This is a genomic window from Acidiluteibacter sp. (genome assembly GCF_055129545.1).
The window spans coordinates 125,267-149,974 of record NZ_JBSRUB010000009.1 but is presented as its reverse complement, the minus strand read 5'-3'; the positions used below and the strand labels follow the sequence as shown (position 1 = coordinate 149,974).

The following is a 24,708-nucleotide window of genomic DNA, read 5'->3' as shown; positions in this document are numbered from 1 at the left end:
TTTTCTTACTCTATAAATTTCTTTTTTATACCGCTCCTAGCACATACATGTTCTCCATTGTAGGTGTTGGGCTTCCACCCGACTTTTCTAACGTCACTGCAAAGGCTTGAGGATTTCCGACAGTTTTCATTTTTTGCATAGCTGCTGTGCTATTCAGCACATCAAATACGCCTAAATCAACCGGTGCGCCGTCTACAATTGCCCACAATTGGTATTGCATATTAGTTGGGGCTTCTGGCAAACTAGCAATGTCGATAAATGTTTCGTTGGTATACTTGTTCCAATGAATCAATGCCAATGAGCTTGGTGAAATATCCAATCCTTTCATCGGAATAGTCACATTCGCTGTATCTCTCAAGACTGCAATTTTATTCTCTGCAGACTCAATCGAAGTTTTGAAGGTGCTTAAATCATTTGCCAATACTTCCTTCTCTTGATTTAAGGAAGCAATGGTTTGTCTCGCAGATTGAAGGTCGTTGTATTGCAAATAGTTAAAAAATGCACTTACAATCAGCAAAGCAAATGATGCTGCGACCATCAATAACATTGTCATCGATGATTTTTCTTTTTCAGGTGAAGGCATTGAAATTACTTTTGGCTCAACATCAACCTCTTTCACCTTATTATCTGACTCTTCTAATGCATCAATCGCATCGAAGATACTGGTCTTCAATTGGGCATATGGCTTTGGAGCTTGATTTTCAGCCAAACGAATTAAATCATTTTCTATGCGCACTACCTCAGTTTGCAGTTCTGGGAATTGCGTCAACATATCATTTACCAACGAAAGCTCTTCGTTTGATAACGACCCAAGAACATAGAGTTCTAGTAGACCTGATGATATGAATTCTTCTTTTTTCACTTTTAATTACTTAAAACGGTTCTTAATTTCTCAAGCGCAGTCTTAACTCTCGTTTTGACAGTTCCCAAGGGGATTTCTAATTCTTCCGAAACTTCTTTTTGTGTATACCCTTTAAAATAAATCAAATTAATGATTCGCTGATATTCAGGTTTCAGTTCTGAAACAATTGCTGACAATCCTATAGTATCCACATTAATTGAATCTACAGAACCCGCTGCCCCATATACGTCTTTATCTATACTTTGGACTTTTTGTCCTTTTTTAAATGCTTTTGATCGCGTTACATCTATTGCTAAATTCCTAGCAATGTTCAACATCCAAGTATACAATCTTCCTTTGGAAGAATCATAACTGTCTATCTTGCTCCATACTTTTATGAAACATTCTTGCAAAACATCTTCAGCTATTTCTTGGTTGTCTACTACTTGATGGATGATTGCAAATAAGGCGTGAGAGTAATTATCATAAAGGGTACTAATACCGGCCTTGTCCTTCTTTTTCAAGAGGGCGACAAGTTGACTTTCGTCATGCAACTGGTTAGTATCTTTATTCATTTATGCTAAACTACTATTTAAACTGACTTAAAAATCGTGCATCATTCTCAGAATACAAACGTAAGTCATTTACATTAAATTTCAACTGTGCTATTCGTTCTACTCCCATTCCAAAAGCAAATCCAGAATATACTTTACTGTCTATTCCGCAATTTTCCAACACATTAGGATCCACCATTCCACAGCCTAATATTTCTAAAAATCCAGTGTACTTGCACACATTACACCCTTTTGATTTACAAATACTGCATGAAACATCCATTTCTGCACTTGGTTCTGTAAATGGGAAATAAGAAGGTCGCAATCGAATTTGCGTTTCCTCTCCAAACATCTCTTTTGCAAAATACAGCAAGGTTTGCTTTAGGTCGGCGAAAGATACATTTTTATCAATATATAATCCTTCCACTTGATGAAAAAAGCAATGTGCTCGAGCAGAAATAGCTTCGTTTCTGTAAACTCTACCCGGACTAATTGTTCGAATTGGAGGTTTAGAATTTTCCATTACCCTTACTTGTACTGAAGAAGTATGTGTTCTTAATGCAATATCTGGATTCTTTTCAACAAAGAAAGTATCCTGCATATCTCTAGCAGGATGCTCTTCAGGAAAATTTAATGCAGAGAAATTGTGCCAATCGTCTTCAATTTCTGGCCCTTCACTTACATTAAATCCAATTCTCTTGAAAATCTCAATTATTTCACTTCTTATTAAAGAAAGCGGATGTCTAGCTCCTAAATCTTTCTCTAAAGCAGGAGCAGTCATATCAACAGATACATCCGCCGATTTAGTTTCGTTTGTTTGATTGCTTTTTAACTCTTCCAGTTTGTTTTGTGCAAACTGCTTCAATTCGTTTAAAGCCTTCCCAAACTCTTTTTTCTGATCGTTAGGTACATTTTTAAAATCATCAAACAATGCTTTTACCTGTCCCTTACTCCCAAGAACCTTTATCCTAAACTCTTCTACCTCTTTGGCAACATTGCTATTGAACGCCTCCACTTCTGCAAGGAGTTCTTTCACTTTATTCAGCATTCTCTTATTTTAAAATGGTCATTCGAATTATTCTTACATCTTGCTTTGGTCGATCTTTTCTATTGGTCTCCATTGCTGCGATTTTATCCACCACATCTAAGCCAGCAATTACTTCCCCAAAGATAGTATAAGCGCCGTCTAAATGTGGTGCTCCACCAATGGTTTCGTATACTTTTTTTTGTTCTTCTGTATATGGGACTTTTTTATTTTTATTGGCTTTCTCTAAATAGATTCTAGGATATTTACTTCCTTGAACGATAAAAAATTGAGATCCACTGCTTCGTCTACTTGAATTGAAATTATCTGGTTGTCTTGCAGCGGCTAATGCCCCTTTTTTGTGGATAAACTTTTCGTTGATCTCTGCAGGTTGTGTATAACCAGGGCCACCATCTGAAAACACTTTATTGGGTGAGGCAGATCGAGATTCAGGATCACCGCCCTGAATCATAAAATTCTTTATCACTCTGTGAAATATAGTGCTGTCATAATATGAACGCGCCACAAGACTCAAAAAATTTTGCTTGTGCCCTGGAGTTTCGTTGTATAACTTCACAGTAATATTGCCTGCGGTAGTCTCTATAAGCACCTTATTCTGTGCAGAAACCGTCAGGATTGTAAAACAACAAACGACGAAAAGTAGAAATATCCGTTTAAACAATTGTGATATCTTTATATTTGTGAATAATATTACAGAAAAAAACAATGAACAAAGTTATAAAAAATATATTCGGAGCCCTTCTTCTATCACTAGTAATTGTAGGTTGTAAAAAGGACGTGGAACCAGAGTTAATATTGACTGTAGAAGATGAGTTCGGTGGTCCATTGAAAGGAATTAACGTAGCCATTTTTGCCAATGAATTAGATCCAATGTCTGTCACTTATGGAATTTTAGATTCCGGTGTTACCGATGCAGCAGGGAAATACAGAAAAAAATTTCCTAACACTGTGGTGTTAGATGTAGCTGCATTTGTAAGGAATAAAAATGGTGACACCCTTCGATTTGCAAAAGAAACTTTCAAAATAGAAGAAAAACGTCAAAAAGGTAAGGACAACTTTGTACGCAGAACAATCTATTTACCGCGCTAGTTTATTTTCTTCAAAATATTCCACAATCGCTTGCTTCATCAATTGAGTCTGTTGACTAGATTTTAAAAATGGCAATTTATTAGTGGCTTTCCAATGTGGCCACTCATCTTTGTCTATTCCTTCGTATTCATAATAGTCGAATCTGCTCAATAAAGTGCATACTGCCACGTGAATCACATCTAACTTTTGATCTTTTGTGAACCTTTTGGGGCCATGACCTAATTCTTGTACACCAATCAAAAACAACAGACTTTGCATGTCAACTCCTTCCCCAAAACGATTTTCAACCGTTTTTACTACTTCTTTCCACTTTTTTTCAAACTCCATCTCCATAGTTTGCGAAATTAATTAATAGTTTAGCATTTCGTTATGAATTATCTGGATATTGTTATTTGCATTCCGTTAGCTTGGGCTTTGTATAAAGGTTTTCGAAAAGGATTGATACTAGAAATTGCCGCATTGGTCTCTCTCGTAATAGGCATTATGGTGGCCTATAAGTTTTCTGATTACACCAGCGACTTATTGATTCAATACTTTGAAATCCAAACTAAAGCGCTTCCATTAATCTCATTTATATTGACGTTTTTGGCAGTAGTTATTGGCATCCATTTTTTAGCAAAAACACTAGAACGCATCGTCAAATTAGCCGCTCTTGGATTAGTAAACAGACTAGCAGGAGCTTTATTTTCTTTTCTAAAAGTTGGATTAATTATCAGCACATTGCTTTATGTAGGAAGTTTATTTGATCAATCATTTCAATTTATCCCACAAGACATAAAAAAAGAATCTTTGGTTTATGAACCGATTATATCAGCTCCACCAAAGATTCTTCCTATGCTTAAAAACCTTGAAATAGATCAAGCTTTTCCTGAATTTTTATCTGACTCTAGTCTTGTATTGCCTTAATTCCTGGCAACGTTTTTCCTTCTAAATATTCCAATAAAGCTCCACCACCTGTTGAGATGTAACTCACTTCATTGTTGTATCCAAATTTATTAACGGCTGCTGCAGAATCTCCTCCGCCAATTAATGAAAAAGCGCCATTTTTTGTGGCTTCCGCTACTGCATCTGCAATTCCTTTGGTTCCTTTTTCAAAGTTTGACATTTCGAAAACTCCCATTGGTCCATTCCAAATAATAACTTTAGATCGCTTTATGATCGAACTGAAATCTTCTATCGCTTTTGGCCCAATATCCAACCCCATAAAACCGTCACGAATTTCCATATTATCTGCAATGGCTCTCTCGGCTGTATTTGAAAATGCTTTTGAAATAATTGAATCAATTGGCAATTGAACATTCACTTTCTTTTCTGCCGCTAAATTTAAAATCGTTTGAGCCAAGTTTAATTTATCCAATTCCACTAATGAATCGCCTACTTGTCCACCTAAAGCCTTGAAAAAAGTATAAGCCATTCCGCCTCCGATGATTAAATTATCCACTCGATCCAACAGCTTTTCAATCAACATAATTTTATCAGAAACTTTCGCTCCACCCATAATGGCAGTGATCGGATGATTGTTGGAAGAAAATACTTTATTCACCGCATCTAATTCTTGCTCGATTACAAAACCAAACATTTTATCATTCGGAAAAAATTGAGCCACAATGGCTGTAGAAGCATGTGCTCTATGAGCTGTACCAAAAGCATCATTGACATAAACTTCACCTAGTTTGGCCAATTCTCGAGAAAAGTCAATGTCACCGTTTGTCTCTTCTTTGTGAAATCTTAAATTCTCTAATAACACTACATCCCCTTTATTTGCGGTGTCTACCACTTTTTGTGCTTCTATTCCGATACAATCAGTTGCAAAAGTAACTGGTAACCCTAATTTATCAGACAACCCTTTTACAATGTGTTTTAAACTGTATTTATCTTCAAACTCACCTTTTGGTCTTCCTAAATGAGACATCAAAATTGGCGTACCACCTGCTTCAACAATGTGCTTGATAGTTGGCACTGCTGCATCTATTCGAGTATAATCAGTAATGTTAAAATCTCCATCCAATGGAACATTAAAATCAACTCTTACCAATACTTTTTTTCCGTCAAAATTGTAATTCTTAAATGTGTTCATTCTGTTATAAAAATTAGAGTTCAGTCAATTGAATCGCAAAAGTAACTTTTCAAAAATAAATGTGACTAGTTTTTATTTTTTCAATTTAGATTTGCCCGTTTCTATCAGTATTTTTGAAGAAGATTAAAACAAATTATGCGATTTAAGAAGATTATCGGTCAAGAAGACATTAAGGCTAGACTTATCCAAACTGTAAAGGATGGCAGAATAAGTCATGCTCAATTATTTACAGGTGGGGATGGATCTGGAAATTTTGCGATGGCGATAGCTTATGGACAATTTATTAATTGCATTGACCCTACTGAAAATGATAGTTGTGGCGTCTGTAGTTCGTGTGCTAAATATGAAAAATTGGTGCATCCAGACTTAACTTTTGCTTATCCGGTGGCTACTTCCACCAAAGTAACAGCAAAGCCGGTAAGCAAACATTACATCACGGAATGGCGTGAAGCAGTATTGCAAAACCCCTATTTAGAGTACGATGAATGGATTTCTAAAATAGAAATAGAAAATAAGGTGGCTATGATTTCAGTGAACGAAAGTTCAGAAATTCTAAAATCTGTTGTTTACAAACGTTTTGAGGCCAAATATAAAGTAGTGATTGTGTGGCATGCCGAAAAAATGAACACTGAAGCCTCCAATCGATTGTTGAAATTTATTGAAGAGCCACAAGACAACACCTTAATCATTCTGGTTTCGGATGATGCTGAAAAAATTATTAGAACGATATTATCCAGAACACAACACCTCAAATTCAATCAAATTGAGTTGGATCCTTTGGCCAATTACCTCAAAGAAAATTGTGAAGTAAGCCAAGAAAAAGCCATGCAGGTTGCCGCATTTAGTGATGGTGATTACAATTCCGCACTTCGATTGATTGAAATGGAAGGAAAAGAAACATTCTTTTTTGAAACATTTAAAAATTGGATGCGCATGTGTTTTGCAGGTAAATTGCCGCCCTTAATAGATTGGGTTGAAGAAATCTCGGCAAGATCTGTAGGAAGAGAGCAGCAAAAAAACTTTTTATCTTATGCATTAAGGCTGCTAAGGGAGAGTATTATTAGCAATTATGCCGATGATGATTTGTTGAGATTAAGTAGTGGAGAAAAGGCATTTTTAAACAAATTTGCACCGTTCGTTCACACAGGCAATATTTTAGAATTGAATGAGTTATTCAATGAAGCTCACTATCATATTGGACGTAACGCCAATCCAAAATTGGTCTTTTTCAACCTTTCTACAAGAGTGACCAAACTATTAAGAACCAAAAATGTAAATTTGTAAGATTGTAATAATTATTCGACCCTAGAATTAGGGCACTAGATATAAATATAGAAGAGATATGGGATGTGGAAGTTGTTCTACTGGTGGAGATGGAACTCCTAGAGGATGTAAAAATAACGGAACGTGTAGTTCTGGCGGATGTAATAAATTAAACGTTTTTAACTGGTTGGGAAATATGGAATTGCCCAACAACCAACAACCATTTGACATGGTTGAGGTTCGATTTAAAAACGGAAGAAAAGAATTTTTTAAAAACCACGAAAATTTAACTTTATATGTTGGTGACGTAGTAGCTGTGGAAGCTTCGCCGGGCCACGATATAGGAATGGTGTCTTTAGCTGGAGAATTGGTTAGAGTTCAAATGCAAAAGAAGAAGAACTTTGGAAAAGCAGATGAAGTCAAAAAGATCTATCGCAAAGCCAAAGAGACAGATATTGAAAAGTGGAAAGAAGGCCAAGAACGAGAAGAAGCTGCAAAACCAATTTCTAGAAGAATCGCTATTGAGCTCGGGTTGTCTATGAAAATAAGCGACATTGAATACCAAGGAGATTTATCTAAAGCCGTATTTTACTATACTGCTGAAGAGCGAGTTGACTTTAGAGAATTAATCAAGCGATTGGCTGAAACATTCAAGATTCGAATTGAAATGCGTCAAATTGGAATGCGTCAAGAAGCAGGAAGATTGGGTGGAATTGGATCATGTGGAAGAGAATTGTGTTGCTCAACGTGGTTGACCGATTTTAGATCGGTTTCTACTTCAGCAGCTCGATACCAGCAACTTTCGCTAAATCCAATGAAGTTAGCCGGACAATGTGGAAAATTGAAATGTTGTTTAAACTTTGAGCTGGATGCCTACATGGATGAACTGAAAGGTTTTCCAGACCCGAAGAAGAAACTAAAAACCACAAAAGGCGATGCGTTCTATCAGAAAATGGACATTTTCGGCAATAAAATGTGGTATTCTTATTTCGAAGAGCCAGGAAAATTCATTGAATTGTCATTGGAAAGAGTTCAAGAAATATTGGCAATGAATGAAAAAGGAACTTCTCCTAAAGAATTAATAGACCTTGAGAGTATTGTAGTTGAAATAGCTGAACCTGATTATGCAAACGTGGTAGGTCAAGATGACTTAACCCGATTTGATAGACAGAAAAAGGCCAAGAAGAAGAAAAAGAAGAAGCCGAGACCAGCCGGAGAAGCCAACGCTTCTGCTCCAGGTACGCCACAGAAAAATAGACCAAACCGTCCAAAAAGTAATAAGCCAAAAGGGAATACAAATCCACAAGGCAATGCGCAACCAAACAGTAAACCAGCAGCAAATCTTACTAATGCCGCACAAAATACCGAAGGTCAGCCGAAGAAAAAGAAGCCTTTTCGACGTAAACCGAGACCAAACAACGAGTAAATGAAACATTTTTTAATTTTCTTGATCGTTCCATTGGCATTGCTCTCATTGACGTCTTGTGATGAAAATAGAGTATTTGAGAAAAATTTAGCTTTGGAAGATGCGAATTGGGATAGAACCCAAGTGGCGCGCTTTGAAGTGGAGATAACAGATACATCATCGTACTACAACTTATACGTTAACGTCCGAAATTCAGGACAGTATCCGTACAGAAATTTGTATCTTTTTACTCAAATAAAAAACCCGTCAGGACAGTTTGCGAGAGATACTGCAGAGTTTATTTTGGCGGATCCAAAAGGGAATTGGTACGGGAAAGGCATTGGAGATTTATGGGAACATCAATTCCCCTACAAACAATCTGTTATATTTCCAAAATCAGGAAAGTATTTCTTTGAACTTGAGCAAGCCATGAGAGATAGAGAATTAAAATACATTACGGACATCGGAATTCGAGTAGAAAAAGTAGCCCAATAAATTTCAAACGAAAGTGAAGGAAAAAGAAAATAAAAAGAACAAAGGAATCCTGTTTTGGATCATCCTATTTTGGTGTGCCGTATTGATTCCTATGGGTTTATTTACCTTACTTATATATGGTACAGCTCATGAGTGGTTTGGTGAATTACCAAGTTTTGAAGAGCTTGAAAATCCTAAAAGTAATCTAGCGTCAGAAGTATTTACGTCTGATGGTAAAGTATTGGGTAAGTATTTCTATCAGAACAGAACCAATGTGCATTATGAAGAGTTATCAGAATACCTTCCTGCGGCATTAATCGCAACTGAAGATGAGAGATATAGAGATCATTCAGGAATTGATTTTCGCTCATTAGGTCGAGTATTTATCGGATTGGTTACCGGTCAAACTGGTAGCACTGGAGGAGGAAGTACAGTATCCCAGCAATTGGCGAAAAACTTATTTCCTAGAAAAGACCTGACCAAGTTTCAATTGGTAATGCGGAAATTCAAGGAATGGGTGATTGCGGTTAGATTGGAAAGACAATACACTAAAGAAGAAATTATTGCCATGTACTTCAATACATTCGACTTTGTGAACAATGCAGTTGGGATCAAATCGGCTGCAACCGTATATTTCAATAAAACACCTCAAGAATTAAATATCAATGAATCTGCCACATTGGTAGGAATGTTAAAAAATCCGGCGTTATTTAATCCTTTACGGTTTTATGATACAACGCTACATCGAAGAAATGTAGTATTAACTCAGATGATTAGAAACGGAGCTATCGATAAAGTTGCCTTTGATACATTAAAACTGAAACCGATAGAAATTAACTTTCAACGAGTTGATCACAAAGAAGGTATTGCTCCATACTTTAGAGAAATTCTACGCGCTGATTTGAAAAATATTTTCTCAGAAATCGATTCTACTACTGGTGAATTGAAATATCGAAAAGCAAATGGCAAAGGATATGACATCTATAAAGATGGTTTAAAAATTTACACTACCATTAATTATGAGATGCAGTCATACGCTGAATGGGCGATGACCAAATATTTGGGAGAGAAATTACAAGCTGACTTCTTTAAAGATTTGCAGCGCAAGAAGAAAAATCCATTCGATTGGAGAGTTTCGGATGAAGAAGTGGATCAAATCATGCATTCGGCTATGCGACGAACAGATCGCTACAATGTGATGGTTGGGGTGCAATGTGCAAACTGCGGTAGACGTGGAAAGTACGTAGAAGAAATCAAAGAAAATGGAGTTCATTATTTTGAATGTCAAGCCGATGATTGCCATCATAAAAGACGGGTAACTCCTAAAGATTCAATTGATATTATTTTCAATACCCCTGTTCCAATGACTGTTTTTTCATGGAAAGGAGAAATTGACACGACATTATCACCAATGGATAGTATTCGTTATTACAAAAGCTTCTTGCAAAGTGGTTTGATGTCAATGGACCCGAATACAGGATACATTAAAGCTTGGGTGGGTGGAATCAATAGCAAGTACTTTGCTTACGATCACGTTGCTCAGAGTAAACGACAAGTGGGCTCTACCTTTAAGCCATTTATGTTTGCTGTAGCAATTGATGAGGGGTATTCTCCATGTTATGAAGTGCCCAATGTGCCGGTGGTATTTAAGAAGGGTGAATTTGGATTATTAAAAGACTGGTCACCAAGCAATAGTGACCCGAAAGATGTGGGTTATAATGTAACCTTGAAATACGGTTTGGCTAACTCAATGAATACCGTTTCTTCTTTTTTAATGAAGAAATTTGGCCCTGATCGAGTAGTAAAAATGGCTAGAAATTTAGGTATTAAAAGTGATCTACCTGTAGCACCTTCTTTGGTATTGGGAGTTGCTGATCTTTCGGTATATGAAATGGTTGGTGCATTTGGAACATTTGTGAACAAAGGAATCTATACCGAACCAATCTATATTACTCGAATTGAAGATAAAGATGGCAATGTGATCAAAGAGTTTATCCCTGAAACAAAAGAAGTCATTAGTGAAGAAACCGCATATACAATGGTGAATTTGATGGAAGGCGTTACTTCATATAACTACAATAAGGCAAAAGGCAAGAAAACGGCAGGAACTGGAATTCGATTGCGATTCCAAAGTCATGAATATGGTGGCTTTACAGGTCCAATTGCGGGTAAAACCGGTACGACACAAAATAACTCTGACGGTTGGTTTATTGGAATGATGCCTAATCTAGTAACTGGAGTTTGGGTAGGTGCAGATGATAGAAGTGTTAGATTTTCGAGAACTGGAGATGGCCAAGGGGCAAATTCTGCCTTACCTATTTGGGGATATTACATGAAAAAAGTAATTTCAGACTCTACATTGAAAGTTAAAAATGTGGCTTTTGAGAAACCTGACCGACCACTAAAAATAGAGCTGGATTGTAACAAAGCAGAAGACGGAAATAATTTTAACGACAACGAAGAACCTAATTTTGGAGGATAATGAAAAAAGTAGTTGCAAATGCTGAAGAAGCAATAAAAGGAATTGAAAGCGGAATGACTCTTATGTTGGGTGGTTTCGGACTTTGTGGAATTCCTGAGAAATGTATTGAAGCTTTATCTAAAAGTAAAATCACTGATTTAACTTGTATTTCAAATAATGCAGGGGTAGATGATTTTGGCTTGGGATTCTTATTGAAGAATAAACAAATCAAGAAAATGATTTCTTCTTACGTGGGTGAAAACGATGAGTTTGAACGTCAAATGTTAAGTGGAGAGTTGGAAGTGGAATTAACACCTCAAGGAACGTTGGCTGAAAAATGTAGAGCCGGTGGCGCAGGCATTCCTGCATTTTTTACTCCTGCTGGTTACGGTACAGAAGTAGCCGAAGGAAAAGAAACGAGAGAGTATGACGGTAAAATGTATATTCTAGAAGAAAGCCTAGTAGCCGACTTTGCCATTGTTAAAGCTTGGAAAGGGGATACTAAAGGAAATTTAGTTTTTAAAGGAACTGCAAGAAACTTCAATCCAGTGATGGCAACTGCAGGTAAAATTACAATTGCTGAAGTAGAACATTTAGTGGAACCTGGAGAATTACACCCGAATGAAATTCATACACCTGGAATTTTTGTACATCGTATTTTCGAAGGAAAGAATTACGAGAAAAGAATTGAACAACGAACTATTAGTCAATAAACAGAATTGATTATTGGCTAGTAGTTCAATGTAATAATTGGACAATGAAACAATATAACAATGAAGAATTACTTTGATTTACCTTTAATAAATTAATGGAGTAATCAGTAGAGGAATAATATGCAAAAAAAGAATATTATAGTCACAAAAACGATAAGTTTTGCTTTAGCCATTATCTCTTATGCTGAATTACTTGAAGAAAAGAAAAAATATATTATCGCAAGGCAAATTTTAAAGTCTGGTACCTCAATAGGTGCAAATATGCATGAAGCACAGAATAGTGAAAGTAAGGCGGACTTTATACACAAAGTAAAACTTGCGGCAAAAGAAGTAGAAGAAACTAAGTATTGGCTGACTCTCTGTAAAAAATCAGAAAGTTATCCTTTTGAAGAAAATTTAGAAATCCAAATAAATGAGATTGGTTTAATAATTTATAAAATATTATCGAGCTCAAAAAAAGCAACTAAGATATAGTAACATTTGAGAATTGTTACATTGGTAAATTAGTCAATTGATAAATTAAAAATATGTTAGATAAAAACGGAATAGCAAAACGAATTGCACAAGAATTACAAGATGGTTTTTACGTAAATCTTGGAATTGGTATACCAACATTGGTTGCAAATTATATACCTGAAGGAATTGATGTGACGCTCCAATCAGAAAATGGATTATTGGGAATGGGACCGTTTCCAACCGAAGAAAATGTAGATGCTGATTTTATCAATGCAGGAAAGCAAACGATTACTACACTTCCAGGGTCTGTGTTTTTTGACTCTGCGATGAGTTTTGCTATGATTCGTGGTGGAAAGGTTCAATTGACTGTTTTGGGTGCGATGGAAGTGTCAGAAACAGGTGATATCGCCAACTGGAAAATACCGGGCAAGATGGTAAAAGGAATGGGTGGAGCCATGGATTTAGTAGCTTCTGCTGATAACATTATAGTTGCCATGATGCACGCTAATAAAGCAGGAGAATCCAAACTATTGAAAAAATGTAGCTTGCCATTAACTGGTGTTGGTTGCGTTAAAAAAATAGTAAGTAACCTAGCGGTTATCGATGTGACAGAAAGAGGTTTTGAACTAAAAGAAAGAGCTCCGGGAGTTACTGTTGAAGAAATTATTTCATTAACAGAAGGAACATTAATTGTTGAAGGAGAGATCCCTGAGATGAATATTTAATCAAGAGGAAATCCGCTACTCCCGATCAACATGAAAAGCAAAATCAACTTTACCAGTTCAAAATCAATTGCAATATTTATCTCAATAATTATTGTAATTGTACATTATATCTTTCGAAAATATAATTACCAGAACTTTCATAATGTATTGGGATGGGATGTGTTGGCTTATTATCTATACCTCCCTTTTACATTTATTCACGGTGACCCGGGAATGACAGATCAATCCATTGTCAAATATATTTTTGATACTTATCAGCCATCGGGAACTTTTTATCAAGCTTATCCAATAGGCAATGGAAATTGGTCGCCGATGTACACTCTTGGATACGCTATTTTATACTTTCCTTTCTTTTTAATTGGACACATTTGGGCATTGTTTTCCTCTTATCCAGCAGATGGTTTTTCATATCCATACCAATTTTCAATTGCGAATGGAGTACTCGTTTACATCATAGGTGGAGTTTTTGCCATTCGAAAATCTTTGATTCATTTTTTCTCTGATAATATTACAAGTGTGGTATTGGTTTGCATGCTTCTAGGAACTACATTCTTTCACGAAGCTGTGATTGATGAAGTCGGCCCACATGCTATGATGTTTGCTGGGTTTGCTGCTGCATTATTATTGACAATCAAATGGCACAACAATCCTCAACCTAAAACCGCATTCTTATTGGGATTGGTTGCTGGTTTATGTATCCTCGCAAGAGGTAGTGGAATATTCGTAGTTTTTGTCCCATTGTTATGGAATATTTATGACAAAGAGTCTTTGATTAAAAAACTAGAATTGGTTTGGGAGAACCGGAAGCACCTCCTTTTCCTTTTGGTTGGTCTATTTATTTTTCCAATGGTTCAAATCATTTATTGGAAGCTAATTACAGGTGATTTTATTTTCAATACTTACAAGGTAACTCCTGGTTTTGATTGGCTGCAACCTCATTTCCAAAAAGTATTTTTCAGCTACAAAAAAGGCTGGTTGCTTTATACTCCAATAATTGCATTTGCACTTTTAGGAATGTATTCTATGGTGAAGCAAAACAAGAAAATTAGTCTTGCTGTAATCACTTTTGCCCTAATTAACATTTATGTGATTTCAAGCTGGGGAACTTGGTGGCAAGGAGGAAGTTTTGGTTCTCGATACTTTGTGGAGTCATACGCGATCCTAGCAATTCCTTTTGGATACTTTACACAAGCAATTTTACAAAAACGATTTCTGAAGTATATTTTCATTGCGATCGCTTCCTTCTTTATTTTCCTAAATCTATTCCAAACATGGCAGTTCAATAACTTCCTTTTTGATGGTTATTCCATGACTAAAGAATATTACTGGAAAATCTTTTTAAAGACAGAAACAAACAAAGAAGATCTAAAATATCGTGAGATTATCAGAGATTTTGCACCGGTTGATGTTTTCGACAATAAAGGAGACTACAATAAACGGACTGCAGCCTTTCTAAATTTTGACGATGTAAATTTCATTGATTTTAATCGAGAGTTTATTGATACCTCTATTTCAGTAAGTGGAGAGAATAGCTTTAAAATTACTCCTGAAGCGATTTATGGTCCAACTTACAAAATACCTTACTATCATTTAACAGAAAAAGAGCACGCCTACATGACGGTCAGTTTTGATTATTTTATAGCTCATGATATCGCAGAAAGTTCTGCTTTTTTAATTGTAGAAATGGACCACAACGATGGCCAATATGTGGAGAAAAGACGTGCATGGAACCTTCGCGACTTTGAACACAAAACTGGTGAATGGAACACCGTTTCCGTGGACTATTTAACTCCTTACCCATTGTCAATGACAAACGATGTATTCAAAATATACGTTTATCTTGATGGTGATAAGGCAATCAACATCGACAACTTCAAAGTGGATGTATATGAGCGAAAGTGGTAGCTATTTTGGCTCTAAACCATAGATCCTAATTCCTTTATAATCTACTACTAGATTATTTCTATATGGATCAATTAATGGATTTTGATAGAAATTAGTGTCTGTGATTACCATGTATTTTGCGCCTTGCAAAATTTTAGCTTCTAAAACTTCTTTCTGAAAAGCAAAATTATTGGCAGACCACCCTTTTCTTTTTAACGCATCTAACACCACATTAGGACTTGCATCATCTGGAGCTACTATAAAGTCATTCTCGGCTATGCCATATTCCTCCAAATGACCTTTCAACTCATGTAAATTATCTAACCACTTTGTGTCTGGATTAAATCGAGAGTTGACATTCCTTGAGGTATGAATCACACTCAGCAATAAAAAAACTAGAAAAGTACCAGAGATTAGAATTGTAGCTACTTTACTTTTTTCAATCAGCCAACTGTACTTTTTGATAAACATCAATATAGTCAATGGGATGATAATCATTAATGCAATTGCATAATAATCATGATACATGAACTGTGAAAAGAATAAAAGAAAGAAGCTCAAAAATCCAACTAATGAAATCATATAAAAACCAATGTAGAATGATGAAAGTCGTTTATTAAAAGCAGGTATTAAGACCAACACCATCAGTACAATTATAAAATGGCGACCTGACTGAAACAAGTAGGTATTTTTCCACACCATTATCGCTTGTTTTACTTCTTCTATTAGTTCGGCTGAGGCGTTCCAAATTGGTGCTGTTCTTAAAAAGAAATATTTGGTTTCGTTCACTTGGTTATACCAATCAGCATATTTATACCAAGACAATATAATAACGAACAAAACAAGGAATCCCACTATGCCTTTTACGTGCAATAGATAATGTTTCTCTTTTCGAATATAGGAGACTAAATCTGATAATCCTATAGTACCCAAAACTGCTAAGGTTGGAATAATGTTAGTTATTTTAAGCAGAGCACCTAAGGCCACAAAAAGTATCGATAACCCTAAATTTAGTGTAGACTTCTGTTGAGAATATTGATAAATATAGTAAAGGCCAATTAATGAAATGGAGAGTGCAATGGAATCAGGAATAAAACTAATCCCATAAACAACATACACCGGAGAAGTAAAAAGAAATGCAGCGACATATGCACCGTAATAACTATTCTTCAATAGCTTAGAAGAAAGTTTATATAGAAAAAACAACCCGATATAAGTCGTTAGCAACCAAATGATACGGTAAACTGAATAATCGAACCCAAAAATATGATAGCCACCAGCAACCAAATAGTACATGACAGGAAATTCTCCAGCTGCTTTTCCAAGATTTCCTTGTTGATTGCTCATCTGAGGCTCCAACAATGAATTTCCATCCACGTAATAATTATAAGCCATAGATGCACCATCAGCTTGTCTCCAAACATGAATTCCTTTCGGCGGTTGGTCGATAACAGTAAAATACCCGTAAAAAAAAGAGGCGACAAGTAGAAATAATACAAATAGTAAATCCGGTAACCTTTTCCTAAAATGCATTCATTTTAATTTAATTCATTCAGATACTGATGATTTCTTGAAAACATCACTATAACATTACTAACTTTTTAATCACCCAAATATATCGAAATGATCGCGCTTTACACGTTGTTATTCTTATCAAAACATACTTCTTCCGATAATTTATTTCAAACAGAATGTTTGATTATCTTAGCCAACCGAATTAATGAAAATCTTTGTTCATAATACTTTGAAATCATTTTCAACAGATAGAACCAAAAGACTTAAAAAGTAAATAATAAGCAACCTTACATGGTTTTTAGTAGCATCTTTTTTCTTACTTATTTCTTGCCTGGCTTTCTACTCGTTTACCATTTTACTCCGAAAGCATCTAAAAATCTTGTTGCTTTAATAACCAGTATTCTCTTTTATGCTTGGGGTGCACCCGAATTTTTAGGCATTGCCTTGGGCTCAATTCTAATTGATTTTTATATTGTAAAAGCAATCTACAACGGGTCTTCTGAAAATAAAAAACGACTGCTTTGGGCCTCTATAGTACTAAACGTTGGGTTATTACTTTATTACAAATACTTCAATTTCTTTATAGAAAACACCAATCAAGTTCTGACCAATTTCGGGATAGAAAGTATTGAATGGACTTCCATTATTTTGCCAATAGGAATCAGCTTTTACACTTTTCAGAAATTGAGCTATACCATTGATGTGTATAGACAAGTGAGGGCTCCTCTGAAAAAACTAAGCGATTACGCTCTCTATATACTTCTATTTCCACAGTTGATTGCCGGACCAATTGTTCGGTTTAAAGAAATTGCAGATCAATTTACTGACAGAGACACCAACAATTACAATGATAAATTATACGGGTTTTATCGATTTTCCATTGGATTAGGAAAGAAGGTCTTAATTGCAAATGTGCTAGGTGAGCATGCCGATCTAATTTTTAATCTAGATCCTGAATCGTTAAATTCATCAATCGCGTGGATTGGGGTTTTATGCTATACTTTTCAAATCTATTTCGATTTTTCGGGCTATTCAGACATGGCAATTGGATTAGGAAAACTGATGGGTTTCCAATTTCCAGAAAACTTCAATAGCCCTTATATTTCTCAGAGCATAAGTGAATTTTGGAGAAGGTGGCACATTACCTTGGGCACCTGGATGCGCGATTATTTATACATCCCGTTAGGTGGAAATCAGGTTAAATCAAAGTACAGATTGTACCTCAATTTGTGGCTGGTTTTTGTAATCTCTGGATTTTGGCATGGTGCGGCTTGGAACTTTGTGATTTGGGGAGTGTTTCATGGCGTCTTCTTAATTGCAGATCGCTTATTTTTGAACCGATTAACTTCGTATATCGGTAATTTGGGACGTGTTCTTTTGACTTTTATTATCGTAATGACTGGTTGGGTTCTCTTTAGATCTGACACACTTTCTCAAGCAAGTGATTTTACCAAAGTGATGTACAGCTTCAATTTTCAATCAATCACTGAATTTGTAAATTTAGAGCTGATGATTACGCTTATTATTGGGATAGCTTTAAGTTTTTTAATGATTATTCCTGCCTTAGCCGAATGCTACTCTAGATTCAGCAATGGCATTTCAACCACCAATGGTCTTTCGAAATTTATCATCAGTAGTGTTCTTTTAGTCATTAGTATCGCTGCTATATCAGGTTCTAGTTTTAATCCATTTATTTATTTTCGATTCTAATGTGGATTAAAAAGAACATACAAAAACTACTCTTCTTCCTGCTGTTGGGGCTACTTTTTACACCCCTCATCCAAGAACGACTTAAGCTAATACCAGTAACCCCATTAAGTGGCTATTTTGTCAAAACAGAAAAAATAGAACCTTCTTTACCGAATTTTATGGATGGCACTTTTCAGGAAAATTTTGAAGTTCGAAGAAAAGAGAATGTTGGGTTTCATGACTTCTTAATTCGATTGAATAATCAACGGAAGTATTCTCTCTTTAATGAAGTAAATACAACCGATATCATAGAAGGAAAAGAGGGCATGTGGTTTGGATTTAGTTATATAGTGGCTTATTTTGGTAACGATCAGATTGGTTATCCAAAACTAAAAGAATACAGCGATAAAATTAAATTCATCCAAGATTCTTTGGCTAAAAGAGGCAAGTTGTTCTTTCCTATGATCATTCCAGGTAAAGCTGCCATTTACCCAGAATTAATTCCAGATCGATTCTATGCTGAAAACAATAGAAAAATTACCAATTATCAAACACTGATTCAGTTATTAGACAGTGCTGAAACGACTTATTTGGATTTGAAAAAGTTTATTCTAGAAAATAAGTCGCTTTTTAAGTATCCAATTTTTCCAAAAAATGGGGTGCACTGGACCGGAAACACCGTTGCAATTGTGACCGACTCTCTATTGGATTTTATCGCTACCGAAACGGGGAGAAAACTGATTGACATGAAACTATCTGATGGAGAAGTGACTTCTGAAAACTATAGATTTACCGATTATGACATTGGAGAATCCATGAATATATTTACTCATATTTCCGGCGACTCACTACATTACCCTATAGTAGAATATGTTTGCAATAATTGCGAAAAGCCAAGAGTGTTAGGTGTTGGAGATAGTTTCCTACAAAGTTTTAGAGGATTTTACCATACTTATGATTCTGCTTTTCATCCCAAATCATATTTATGGTACTACAACAAAACAGTTGATTGGCCGGAAAAATTTAATGGTAAAAAAGTGCTTATTGAATACTTGGACTTAGAGGAAGAAATTGAGAAATCTGACATCATAATCCTTGAATCAACAGATGAAAATATAAGACAAATGGGCTTTGGGTTTGTAGATCAATTATATGATTTATTAAAAAATGGCAGAAAAGTCTATCCTGTTGAAAAGCTGAAACCATTTGAAACGGATAGCACAATTAAACATGCCAAATCAATTATTCCATTGACAGAATACACCTTAAAAAAACAAATAAAACTGATTGCGATTTCGAAATACAATCATTCAAAAGTTTTTAATTTTGAGGAGGAAATAGAAAAAATGATGGAAGACATCAGAAACAATACTGAATGGCTTGAATTAGTGAAACAACAAGCTATTGAGAGAAATATAACTCTTGAAGAAAATATTTATTTGAATGCAAAATGGATGGTTGAAAATGAAAACTAAACACATTTCCTCAACACCTCTAATTAATTACACTTTTGTCTTTAACTTTGTCCCATGACCAAGACCCTTTCAATCTTAATTCCTGCATACAACGAGGAGAGAACGATTCATTTAATTCTTGACAGAGTAAAATCAGTTGAACTTGCTGGAGGATTTTCAAAAGAAATTATAATCGTGAACGACTGTTCTTCTGACAATACCGTTCAGGTTTTAGAAAAATATATCGCCAAAAATTCAGAAATGGGAATTACGCTATACAGCCAACCTAAAAATATGGGAAAAGGTGCAGCTATTCATGAAGCGATAAAAAAAGCAACTGGTGATTACCTTATCGTTCAAGATGCAGATTTAGAATACGATCCAAGAGAATATAATGACTTACTTAAACCTATTGTTGAGGGAAATGCCGATGTGGTATATGGCTCGCGATTTATGGGAGGAAACCCTCACCGCATCCTTTTCTTCTGGCATTCAATAGGAAATAAATTTCTAACACAACTTTCCAATGTTTTTACCAATCTGAATTTGACAGATATGGAAACATGCTACAAATTAATAGATACAAAAATTGCTCAATCGCTTCAGCTTAAAGAAAACCGTTTTGGATTTGAGCCAGAATTAACCGCCAAATTAGCCCGAGTTCCAAAAATTAGAATCTATGAAGTAGGGATTTCCTATTATGGAAGAACATACGAAGAAGGGAAAAAAATTGGTTGGAAAGATGGTTTCAGAGCTATTTACTGCATTTTAAAATATCGATTCTCTAAATAATAGTAACCTATTTAGGAAAAGCATTTTAAAAAGTTAGATTATCTTAGTCAAGATAATGTGCTTAATCTATTATTTTGAAGAATCTAATTACTAGTCTAAAGTTTATCATCATTGAGGTCCTAATTATTTTTGGACTTATACTTTCAATTAATAATTATATTGGAAATGTTGAACAAACTATAAATGCTGATGGGGTTGGTTATTATGACTATTTGCCATCCATTGTGATTCACCATGATTTAGTTCGAAAAAATAATCCATTTCAAGAGACTCCAGATATATACTATAGAATCGACTCAACTGGAGTTTATGTAGATTACAATAACTTTAAAGTCAACAAGTATCCTTGTGGAACAGCACTCTTACAACTTCCATTTTTCACTTTTGCATACCTAACATCGGATTTAGAATCGACTATTCACGACGGGTATCAGAAACCCTTTCAGAAAGCAATATTTTATGCCGCTATTTTCTATTTGTTTCTGAGTTTACTTTTTCTTAAAAAAATTCTAACTCATTATGATATCAAACTGTATATCATCGCTTTCTGTCAGTTAATCCTTGTTTTGGCCACATCTGTCACTCACTATGTAAATGTAGAAGCCGGCTTTAGTCACATTTATTCACTATTTGCTGTTACCGCTTTTATCTATTCCGCTAAATCCTATTTTAATCAGAATAAGACCATTCATTCCGTTTTAGCATTTGCCTGCTTAGGATTAGTCTTTATACTCCGTCAGCCAAATATTCTTATTGTTCTATTTATCCCATTTCTGGCAGGGTCTAAAGAAAATTTAATTGCATCATTTAAAACGCTCTTTATTAATATCAAAAGTCTCATTTTAGGGATACTATTATTCCTTGGAATAACTTCTATTCAGCTAGTTCTTTGGCATTTGCAAACAGGAGATTTCTTTGTTTACTCTTATCAAGGAGAGGGGTTTGATTTTCTGGATCCTTACTTCTTTAGTATTTTATTTAGTTATAAAAAGGGCCTTTTTATCTATACGCCTGTTTTACTGATAGCCATGTTGAGTATCATATGGCTAATTTATAAAAGATTCTATTATTTATTTTTCACTTGGATAGCTTTTTTTACCATACTAACTTTTGTGCTTTCATCTTGGTGGTCATGGTATTATGGCTGTAGTTATGGATTAAGAGCATACATTGATTACTATGTAATTTTTCTGATTCCATTTGCAATCATGTTAGATCGCATCCATAAAATTCCTCGATTAGTAATTATTATTTTGTCGCTTTTTACAATTCCTTTAAATATCATTCAATGTTATCAGTACAAAGAATATATCCTTCATTGGATTGATATGGATCAAGAAAAATATTGGAAAGTTTTTCTGAAAACCGACGATCGTTTTGGCGGACTATTATGGAAGAACCAACTCGATTCAAGCCTTTACTCTGTAGTAAAAGATATAAATGTTGGCGACATTTCTTCTCTTGAAAATTCAACTGCCCAGATATTTAATGGTAAAAGTTCTGAAATCGAATCTTTTGATAAAGTAAGCATGATTCAAGTATTATTCGAAAATGACTTTGATGAAAATAACTCATCGTATTTAAACTTGGTAGTAACAAGAGTAAACGATAATTTCATTTATTTTGAACAAAATAGAAGCTTAATTCATTTTCATCAAGACAACTTAAATGAATGGCATGAAGGCTACTATATTTTTGAATTCGACCCAACTCCTGATAATCAAGAGGTAGCAATATCTCTCAAAGTCATTTCTGCTGATAAAAAAGATAATTTAAAAAATGTGAGATTAAAATTTTACAGCAAACCATAAACGGCTGCCTGTAAACAATTACCAAACTAAATGTTAGACAAAACGAATTTAGGCGCATTTTTTAATTTAATTTAGCTTGACTAAGTTGAGAATATCCTTCTAATGAAAACGCTACTTATTATTCCTTGCTACAACGAAGAGAATCGGCTACCAGTCAATGAATTGGTTCAATTTATTGAGAAAGAAAATGCAGGATTGACGTTCCTTTTTGTGAACGATGGTAGCACAGACAACACCATAACTGTGCTAACTGATTTAGCAGATAAGTATTCTGTCGTTAAGGTGTTAGACCTTCAACAAAATGTTGGAAAAGCAGAAGCAATAAGAACTGCAATGCTAAAATACGCTTCCGATGAATATGATTACATCGGTTATTTTGATGCTGATTTGGCTACACCACTAGCCGAAGTCAATCAGTTTATCGCCAAGGCTGAAAAATTTGATCCTATCATTTTAATGGGCTCTCGAGTAAAACTTTTGGGCATCACTGATATTAAGCGCAAGTGGTATCGTCATTATTTTGGTCGAGTGTTTGCCACGATAGCTAGTAACATGCTTAAAATTCCAGTCTACGACACTCAATGTGGTGCTAAAATGATCAAGTCATCTGTAGTCAAAGAGTTGTTTGCTGTCCCATTTATCAGTTCATGGTTATTTGATGTAGAAATCTTGTTTCGATTGAAAAAGTTGCCAGATTACCGCATCAATAAAACTCCAATTATAGAACTTCCATTGTCTAAATGGGAAGAGAAAGGAGAATCCAAAATTCCTTTTACTTATTTGTTCAAAATTCCTATTGAGCTGATTCGTATTTATTTAAAGTATTCTTAATCATTGGAAATGAATTTTTACAAAGACAATTCTATCCAAACCGAAACCAATTATCGAGATTTAATTATTCCAATACTATTGTTCATTGTGGGAATGTATATCCTACCATTACGAATCGTGGGATTAAACTTTGAGTTTATTCCTGGAGATTTAGGTGATGCCCGTTTTAACAATATTGTATTGGAACATGGTTACCTTTTTATAATGAATAAGGTAGACTGGTTTTGGAATGCGCATTATATGTATCCATCTAAGCTAGTTATTGCTCGATCGGACAATTTATTGGGAACACTTCCCATTTATGCGGCCTCTCGATTTGTTGGTTTTGATCGGTACACCGCCTTTCAACTTTGGTTCATTATACTTCACGCATTAAACTATATTTTTTGTTATTGGGCAGTCAACATACTATTTAAAAATAGTACAATAGCAGCTATCGGAGCTTACATTTTTGCCTTTGGAATATTCAACATCGGTCAAATTTACCACGCCCAGATTTATCCTCGATTTATGTTGCCTTTAATTTTTTACTGGACCATAAAGTTTCTTCAAGAAAATAAATCAAAACACTTTAGTTTTCTACTGTTTTCTTTGGTGTATCAGTTTTATTGCGGTATTTATTTAGGTTTCTTTAGTCTGTATTCCATCCTTTTCATAGCGATTGGTTATTTTTTGGTATACCGCGATTTTAGTCTGTTCAAAAAGCTTCCAACCAAAAAGGATTCTGTAATCTACTTTGGTGCCATTGCGTCTTCCTTAGCGTTGCTATACGCCTTATTCAAGCCTTACCTCATTATCTCAAAAGAAACAGGAATGAGGCCATTTAATGACGTAATAGATAGCATTCCTCACTTGGGTTCATACTTATTTAGTTCCCCTGCTTCTTTTATTTGGAGCGATTATCTTTTTCATCCATTTACAGAATCGATCAACATCTGGTGGACGCACATGCTGTTTCCTGGACTACTTCCAATTGTATCTGTTTTAGTAGCGGCGATTCTTCTATTCTTTGTAAAAAAGGAATCCGCTCAGTTTAAATTTTTGGCGTTTCTAGTATTAAGTACTTTTCTTTCAGTGATTTTTTGCTTGAATTTAGATGGGAAAACACTTTATAAATTCATTTATGAAATACCCGGATTTTCTTCAATGCGAGCACTTAATCGTATTATAAATTCACAAGTGGTTTTCTTTATATTAACTCTTTCCTTCGTACTTCAATATATTTATCGTCAATGTAAATGGGGTAAATATGTTGTTCTGGCAATAGTACCGCTCATCGTACTCGATAACTATTTTGTGGTGAATGATGATGTAATCCGCTATAAAAAGGCGGATAGCATTTCAGAAGTTGACGCGATAAAGGTTGTCATTCAAAAGTCTGATATTGCCAATTTTAAAGCGATTGCTTATAATTTCAAAGATAAATCATCACATCGTACTATTATTTCAAAACACTTAAGTGTGATCACAGCGTGTCAAGATTTGGACATTCAATGTGTGAATGGATATTCTGGTTCTTACCCCAATAATTACATGTCCTTTTTTGATTTAACAGATCAAGAATCGTTGAATAGTTGGTTGGATCAAACAAACACGCCACATTCAGATATCATTCTGATAAATGAGTAA

Annotated in this window: 23 protein-coding genes; 16 read left to right on the top strand and 7 right to left on the bottom strand. The window is 35.0% G+C overall.

From position 1 onward, the window contains the following. Positions 1-25 precede the first annotated feature (25 nt). Genes ACTB0X_RS04345 through ACTB0X_RS04330 form a run of 4 tightly spaced genes read right to left on the bottom strand, consistent with a single transcriptional unit; the run spans position 26 to position 3,101 of the window. Entirely contained in the window at positions 26-862 is an 837-nt protein-coding gene (locus ACTB0X_RS04345) for an anti-sigma factor (RefSeq protein WP_463023768.1), read from the bottom strand. Between the two features lie 2 nt (positions 863-864). Continuing rightward, positions 865-1,416, bottom strand: a complete 552-nt coding sequence (locus ACTB0X_RS04340) for an RNA polymerase sigma factor (protein WP_463023767.1) — start codon at positions 1,414-1,416, stop codon at positions 865-867. 13 nt (positions 1,417-1,429) lie between these two features. Beyond that, positions 1,430-2,443 carry a phenylalanine--tRNA ligase subunit alpha gene (gene pheS / locus ACTB0X_RS04335; RefSeq protein WP_463023766.1) on the bottom strand — a complete coding sequence of 338 codons (1,014 nt, stop codon included), beginning with the start codon at positions 2,441-2,443 and terminating at the stop codon, positions 1,430-1,432. Between the two features lie 4 nt (positions 2,444-2,447). Next, complete coding sequence (locus ACTB0X_RS04330) at positions 2,448-3,101, bottom strand: peptidylprolyl isomerase (RefSeq protein WP_463023765.1); 654 nt, start codon at positions 3,099-3,101, stop codon at positions 2,448-2,450. A gap of 44 nt (positions 3,102-3,145) precedes the next feature. Here ACTB0X_RS04330 and ACTB0X_RS04325 point away from each other — a divergent pair, with 44 nt between their 5' ends. Then, positions 3,146-3,529, top strand: a complete 384-nt coding sequence (locus ACTB0X_RS04325) for a hypothetical protein (RefSeq protein ID WP_463023764.1) — start codon at positions 3,146-3,148, stop codon at positions 3,527-3,529. Here ACTB0X_RS04325 and ACTB0X_RS04320 read toward each other — a convergent pair. After that, positions 3,518-3,856: a hypothetical protein gene (locus ACTB0X_RS04320; RefSeq protein ID WP_463023763.1), complete on the bottom strand. Its 339-nt coding sequence runs from the start codon at positions 3,854-3,856 to the stop codon at positions 3,518-3,520. The two genes, ACTB0X_RS04325 and ACTB0X_RS04320, sit on opposite strands and share 12 nt — an antisense overlap. 42 nt (positions 3,857-3,898) lie before the next feature. On the opposite strand from ACTB0X_RS04320, the gene ACTB0X_RS04315 reads away from it, so the two are divergent. Further along, the gene (locus ACTB0X_RS04315) at positions 3,899-4,435 is read left to right on the top strand and encodes a CvpA family protein (RefSeq protein WP_463023762.1); all 537 of its coding nucleotides are present in this window, start codon (positions 3,899-3,901) and stop codon (positions 4,433-4,435) included. On the opposite strand, the gene ACTB0X_RS04310 is transcribed toward ACTB0X_RS04315, so the two are convergent. Continuing rightward, positions 4,416-5,606, bottom strand: a complete 1,191-nt coding sequence (locus ACTB0X_RS04310; RefSeq protein WP_463023761.1) for a phosphoglycerate kinase — start codon at positions 5,604-5,606, stop codon at positions 4,416-4,418. The two genes, ACTB0X_RS04315 and ACTB0X_RS04310, sit on opposite strands and share 20 nt — an antisense overlap. 135 nt (positions 5,607-5,741) lie before the next feature. Between ACTB0X_RS04310 and ACTB0X_RS04305 the strand changes: the two genes are divergently transcribed. From ACTB0X_RS04305 to ACTB0X_RS04270, 8 genes are all read left to right on the top strand, one after another. Then, positions 5,742-6,890: a DNA polymerase III subunit gene (locus ACTB0X_RS04305; RefSeq protein WP_463023760.1), complete on the top strand. Its 1,149-nt coding sequence runs from the start codon at positions 5,742-5,744 to the stop codon at positions 6,888-6,890. Positions 6,891-6,948: 58 nt separating this feature from the next. Beyond that, positions 6,949-8,295 (top strand): PSP1 domain-containing protein, encoded by a 1,347-nt coding sequence (locus ACTB0X_RS04300; protein WP_463023759.1) that lies wholly within the window; start codon positions 6,949-6,951, stop codon positions 8,293-8,295. Then, positions 8,296-8,769 carry a gliding motility lipoprotein GldH gene (locus tag ACTB0X_RS04295; RefSeq protein WP_463023758.1) on the top strand — a complete coding sequence of 158 codons (474 nt, stop codon included), beginning with the start codon at positions 8,296-8,298 and terminating at the stop codon, positions 8,767-8,769. Positions 8,770-8,782: 13 nt separating this feature from the next. Continuing rightward, the gene (locus ACTB0X_RS04290; RefSeq protein ID WP_463023757.1) at positions 8,783-11,230 is read left to right on the top strand and encodes a transglycosylase domain-containing protein; all 2,448 of its coding nucleotides are present in this window, start codon (positions 8,783-8,785) and stop codon (positions 11,228-11,230) included. Beyond that, positions 11,230-11,922 carry a CoA transferase subunit A gene (locus ACTB0X_RS04285; RefSeq protein WP_463023756.1) on the top strand — a complete coding sequence of 231 codons (693 nt, stop codon included), beginning with the start codon at positions 11,230-11,232 and terminating at the stop codon, positions 11,920-11,922. The genes ACTB0X_RS04290 and ACTB0X_RS04285 overlap by 1 nt, the downstream gene beginning before the upstream one ends. Before the next feature lie 120 nt (positions 11,923-12,042). After that, the gene (locus tag ACTB0X_RS04280; RefSeq protein WP_463023755.1) at positions 12,043-12,396 is read left to right on the top strand and encodes a four helix bundle protein; all 354 of its coding nucleotides are present in this window, start codon (positions 12,043-12,045) and stop codon (positions 12,394-12,396) included. Between the two features lie 53 nt (positions 12,397-12,449). Further along, a complete protein-coding gene (locus tag ACTB0X_RS04275; protein ID WP_463023754.1) occupies positions 12,450-13,103 on the top strand; it encodes a 3-oxoacid CoA-transferase subunit B in 654 nt (217 codons plus the stop codon). 30 nt (positions 13,104-13,133) lie between these two features. After that, entirely contained in the window at positions 13,134-15,008 is a 1,875-nt protein-coding gene (locus ACTB0X_RS04270) for a hypothetical protein (RefSeq protein WP_463023753.1), read from the top strand. Here ACTB0X_RS04270 and ACTB0X_RS04265 read toward each other — a convergent pair whose 3' ends face one another. Continuing rightward, positions 15,009-16,520 (bottom strand): ArnT family glycosyltransferase, encoded by a 1,512-nt coding sequence (locus tag ACTB0X_RS04265; RefSeq protein ID WP_463023752.1) that lies wholly within the window; start codon positions 16,518-16,520, stop codon positions 15,009-15,011. Between the two features lie 273 nt (positions 16,521-16,793). Here ACTB0X_RS04265 and ACTB0X_RS04260 point away from each other — a divergent pair, with 273 nt between their 5' ends. The 6 genes from ACTB0X_RS04260 (at position 16,794) to ACTB0X_RS04235 (ending at position 24,708) form a co-directional block, all read left to right on the top strand. Beyond that, a complete protein-coding gene (locus tag ACTB0X_RS04260) occupies positions 16,794-18,212 on the top strand; it encodes an MBOAT family O-acyltransferase (protein ID WP_463023751.1) in 1,419 nt (472 codons plus the stop codon). Then, positions 18,212-19,666 (top strand): alginate O-acetyltransferase AlgX-related protein, encoded by a 1,455-nt coding sequence (locus ACTB0X_RS04255; RefSeq protein ID WP_463023750.1) that lies wholly within the window; start codon positions 18,212-18,214, stop codon positions 19,664-19,666. The genes ACTB0X_RS04260 and ACTB0X_RS04255 overlap by 1 nt, the downstream gene beginning before the upstream one ends. Positions 19,667-19,720: 54 nt before the next feature. Further along, the gene (locus ACTB0X_RS04250) at positions 19,721-20,437 is read left to right on the top strand and encodes a glycosyltransferase family 2 protein (protein ID WP_463023749.1); all 717 of its coding nucleotides are present in this window, start codon (positions 19,721-19,723) and stop codon (positions 20,435-20,437) included. Between the two features lie 74 nt (positions 20,438-20,511). Next, positions 20,512-22,248 carry a hypothetical protein gene (locus ACTB0X_RS04245; RefSeq protein WP_463023748.1) on the top strand — a complete coding sequence of 579 codons (1,737 nt, stop codon included), beginning with the start codon at positions 20,512-20,514 and terminating at the stop codon, positions 22,246-22,248. A gap of 102 nt (positions 22,249-22,350) precedes the next feature. Beyond that, complete coding sequence (locus tag ACTB0X_RS04240; protein ID WP_463023747.1) at positions 22,351-23,079, top strand: dolichyl-phosphate beta-glucosyltransferase; 729 nt, start codon at positions 22,351-22,353, stop codon at positions 23,077-23,079. 9 nt (positions 23,080-23,088) lie between these two features. Further along, positions 23,089-24,708: a hypothetical protein gene (locus ACTB0X_RS04235; protein ID WP_463023746.1), complete on the top strand. Its 1,620-nt coding sequence runs from the start codon at positions 23,089-23,091 to the stop codon at positions 24,706-24,708.

Excerpts from the sequence above, each read along its gene's own strand:
- ACTB0X_RS04340 (WP_463023767.1), bottom strand. The coding sequence starts at position 1,416 with ATGAATAAAGATACTAACCAGTTGCATGACGAAAGTCAACTTGTCGCC.
- ACTB0X_RS04325 (WP_463023764.1), top strand. The coding sequence starts at position 3,146 with ATGAACAAAGTTATAAAAAATATATTCGGAGCCCTTCTTCTATCACTA.
- ACTB0X_RS04305 (WP_463023760.1), top strand. The coding sequence starts at position 5,742 with ATGCGATTTAAGAAGATTATCGGTCAAGAAGACATTAAGGCTAGACTT.
- ACTB0X_RS04260 (WP_463023751.1), top strand. The coding sequence starts at position 16,794 with ATGGTTTTTAGTAGCATCTTTTTTCTTACTTATTTCTTGCCTGGCTTT.
- ACTB0X_RS04300 (WP_463023759.1), top strand. The coding sequence starts at position 6,949 with ATGGGATGTGGAAGTTGTTCTACTGGTGGAGATGGAACTCCTAGAGGA.
- ACTB0X_RS04285 (WP_463023756.1), top strand. The coding sequence starts at position 11,230 with ATGAAAAAAGTAGTTGCAAATGCTGAAGAAGCAATAAAAGGAATTGAA.
- ACTB0X_RS04255 (WP_463023750.1), top strand. The coding sequence starts at position 18,212 with ATGTGGATTAAAAAGAACATACAAAAACTACTCTTCTTCCTGCTGTTG.
- ACTB0X_RS04250 (WP_463023749.1), top strand. The coding sequence starts at position 19,721 with ATGACCAAGACCCTTTCAATCTTAATTCCTGCATACAACGAGGAGAGA.
- ACTB0X_RS04280 (WP_463023755.1), top strand. The coding sequence starts at position 12,043 with ATGCAAAAAAAGAATATTATAGTCACAAAAACGATAAGTTTTGCTTTA.
- ACTB0X_RS04240 (WP_463023747.1), top strand. The coding sequence starts at position 22,351 with ATGAAAACGCTACTTATTATTCCTTGCTACAACGAAGAGAATCGGCTA.
- ACTB0X_RS04315 (WP_463023762.1), top strand. The coding sequence starts at position 3,899 with ATGAATTATCTGGATATTGTTATTTGCATTCCGTTAGCTTGGGCTTTG.
- ACTB0X_RS04265 (WP_463023752.1), bottom strand. The coding sequence starts at position 16,520 with ATGCATTTTAGGAAAAGGTTACCGGATTTACTATTTGTATTATTTCTA.
- ACTB0X_RS04235 (WP_463023746.1), top strand. The coding sequence starts at position 23,089 with ATGAATTTTTACAAAGACAATTCTATCCAAACCGAAACCAATTATCGA.
- ACTB0X_RS04275 (WP_463023754.1), top strand. The coding sequence starts at position 12,450 with ATGTTAGATAAAAACGGAATAGCAAAACGAATTGCACAAGAATTACAA.
- ACTB0X_RS04320 (WP_463023763.1), bottom strand. The coding sequence starts at position 3,856 with ATGGAGTTTGAAAAAAAGTGGAAAGAAGTAGTAAAAACGGTTGAAAAT.
- ACTB0X_RS04310 (WP_463023761.1), bottom strand. The coding sequence starts at position 5,606 with ATGAACACATTTAAGAATTACAATTTTGACGGAAAAAAAGTATTGGTA.
- ACTB0X_RS04270 (WP_463023753.1), top strand. The coding sequence starts at position 13,134 with ATGAAAAGCAAAATCAACTTTACCAGTTCAAAATCAATTGCAATATTT.
- pheS (WP_463023766.1), bottom strand. The coding sequence starts at position 2,443 with ATGCTGAATAAAGTGAAAGAACTCCTTGCAGAAGTGGAGGCGTTCAAT.
- ACTB0X_RS04295 (WP_463023758.1), top strand. The coding sequence starts at position 8,296 with ATGAAACATTTTTTAATTTTCTTGATCGTTCCATTGGCATTGCTCTCA.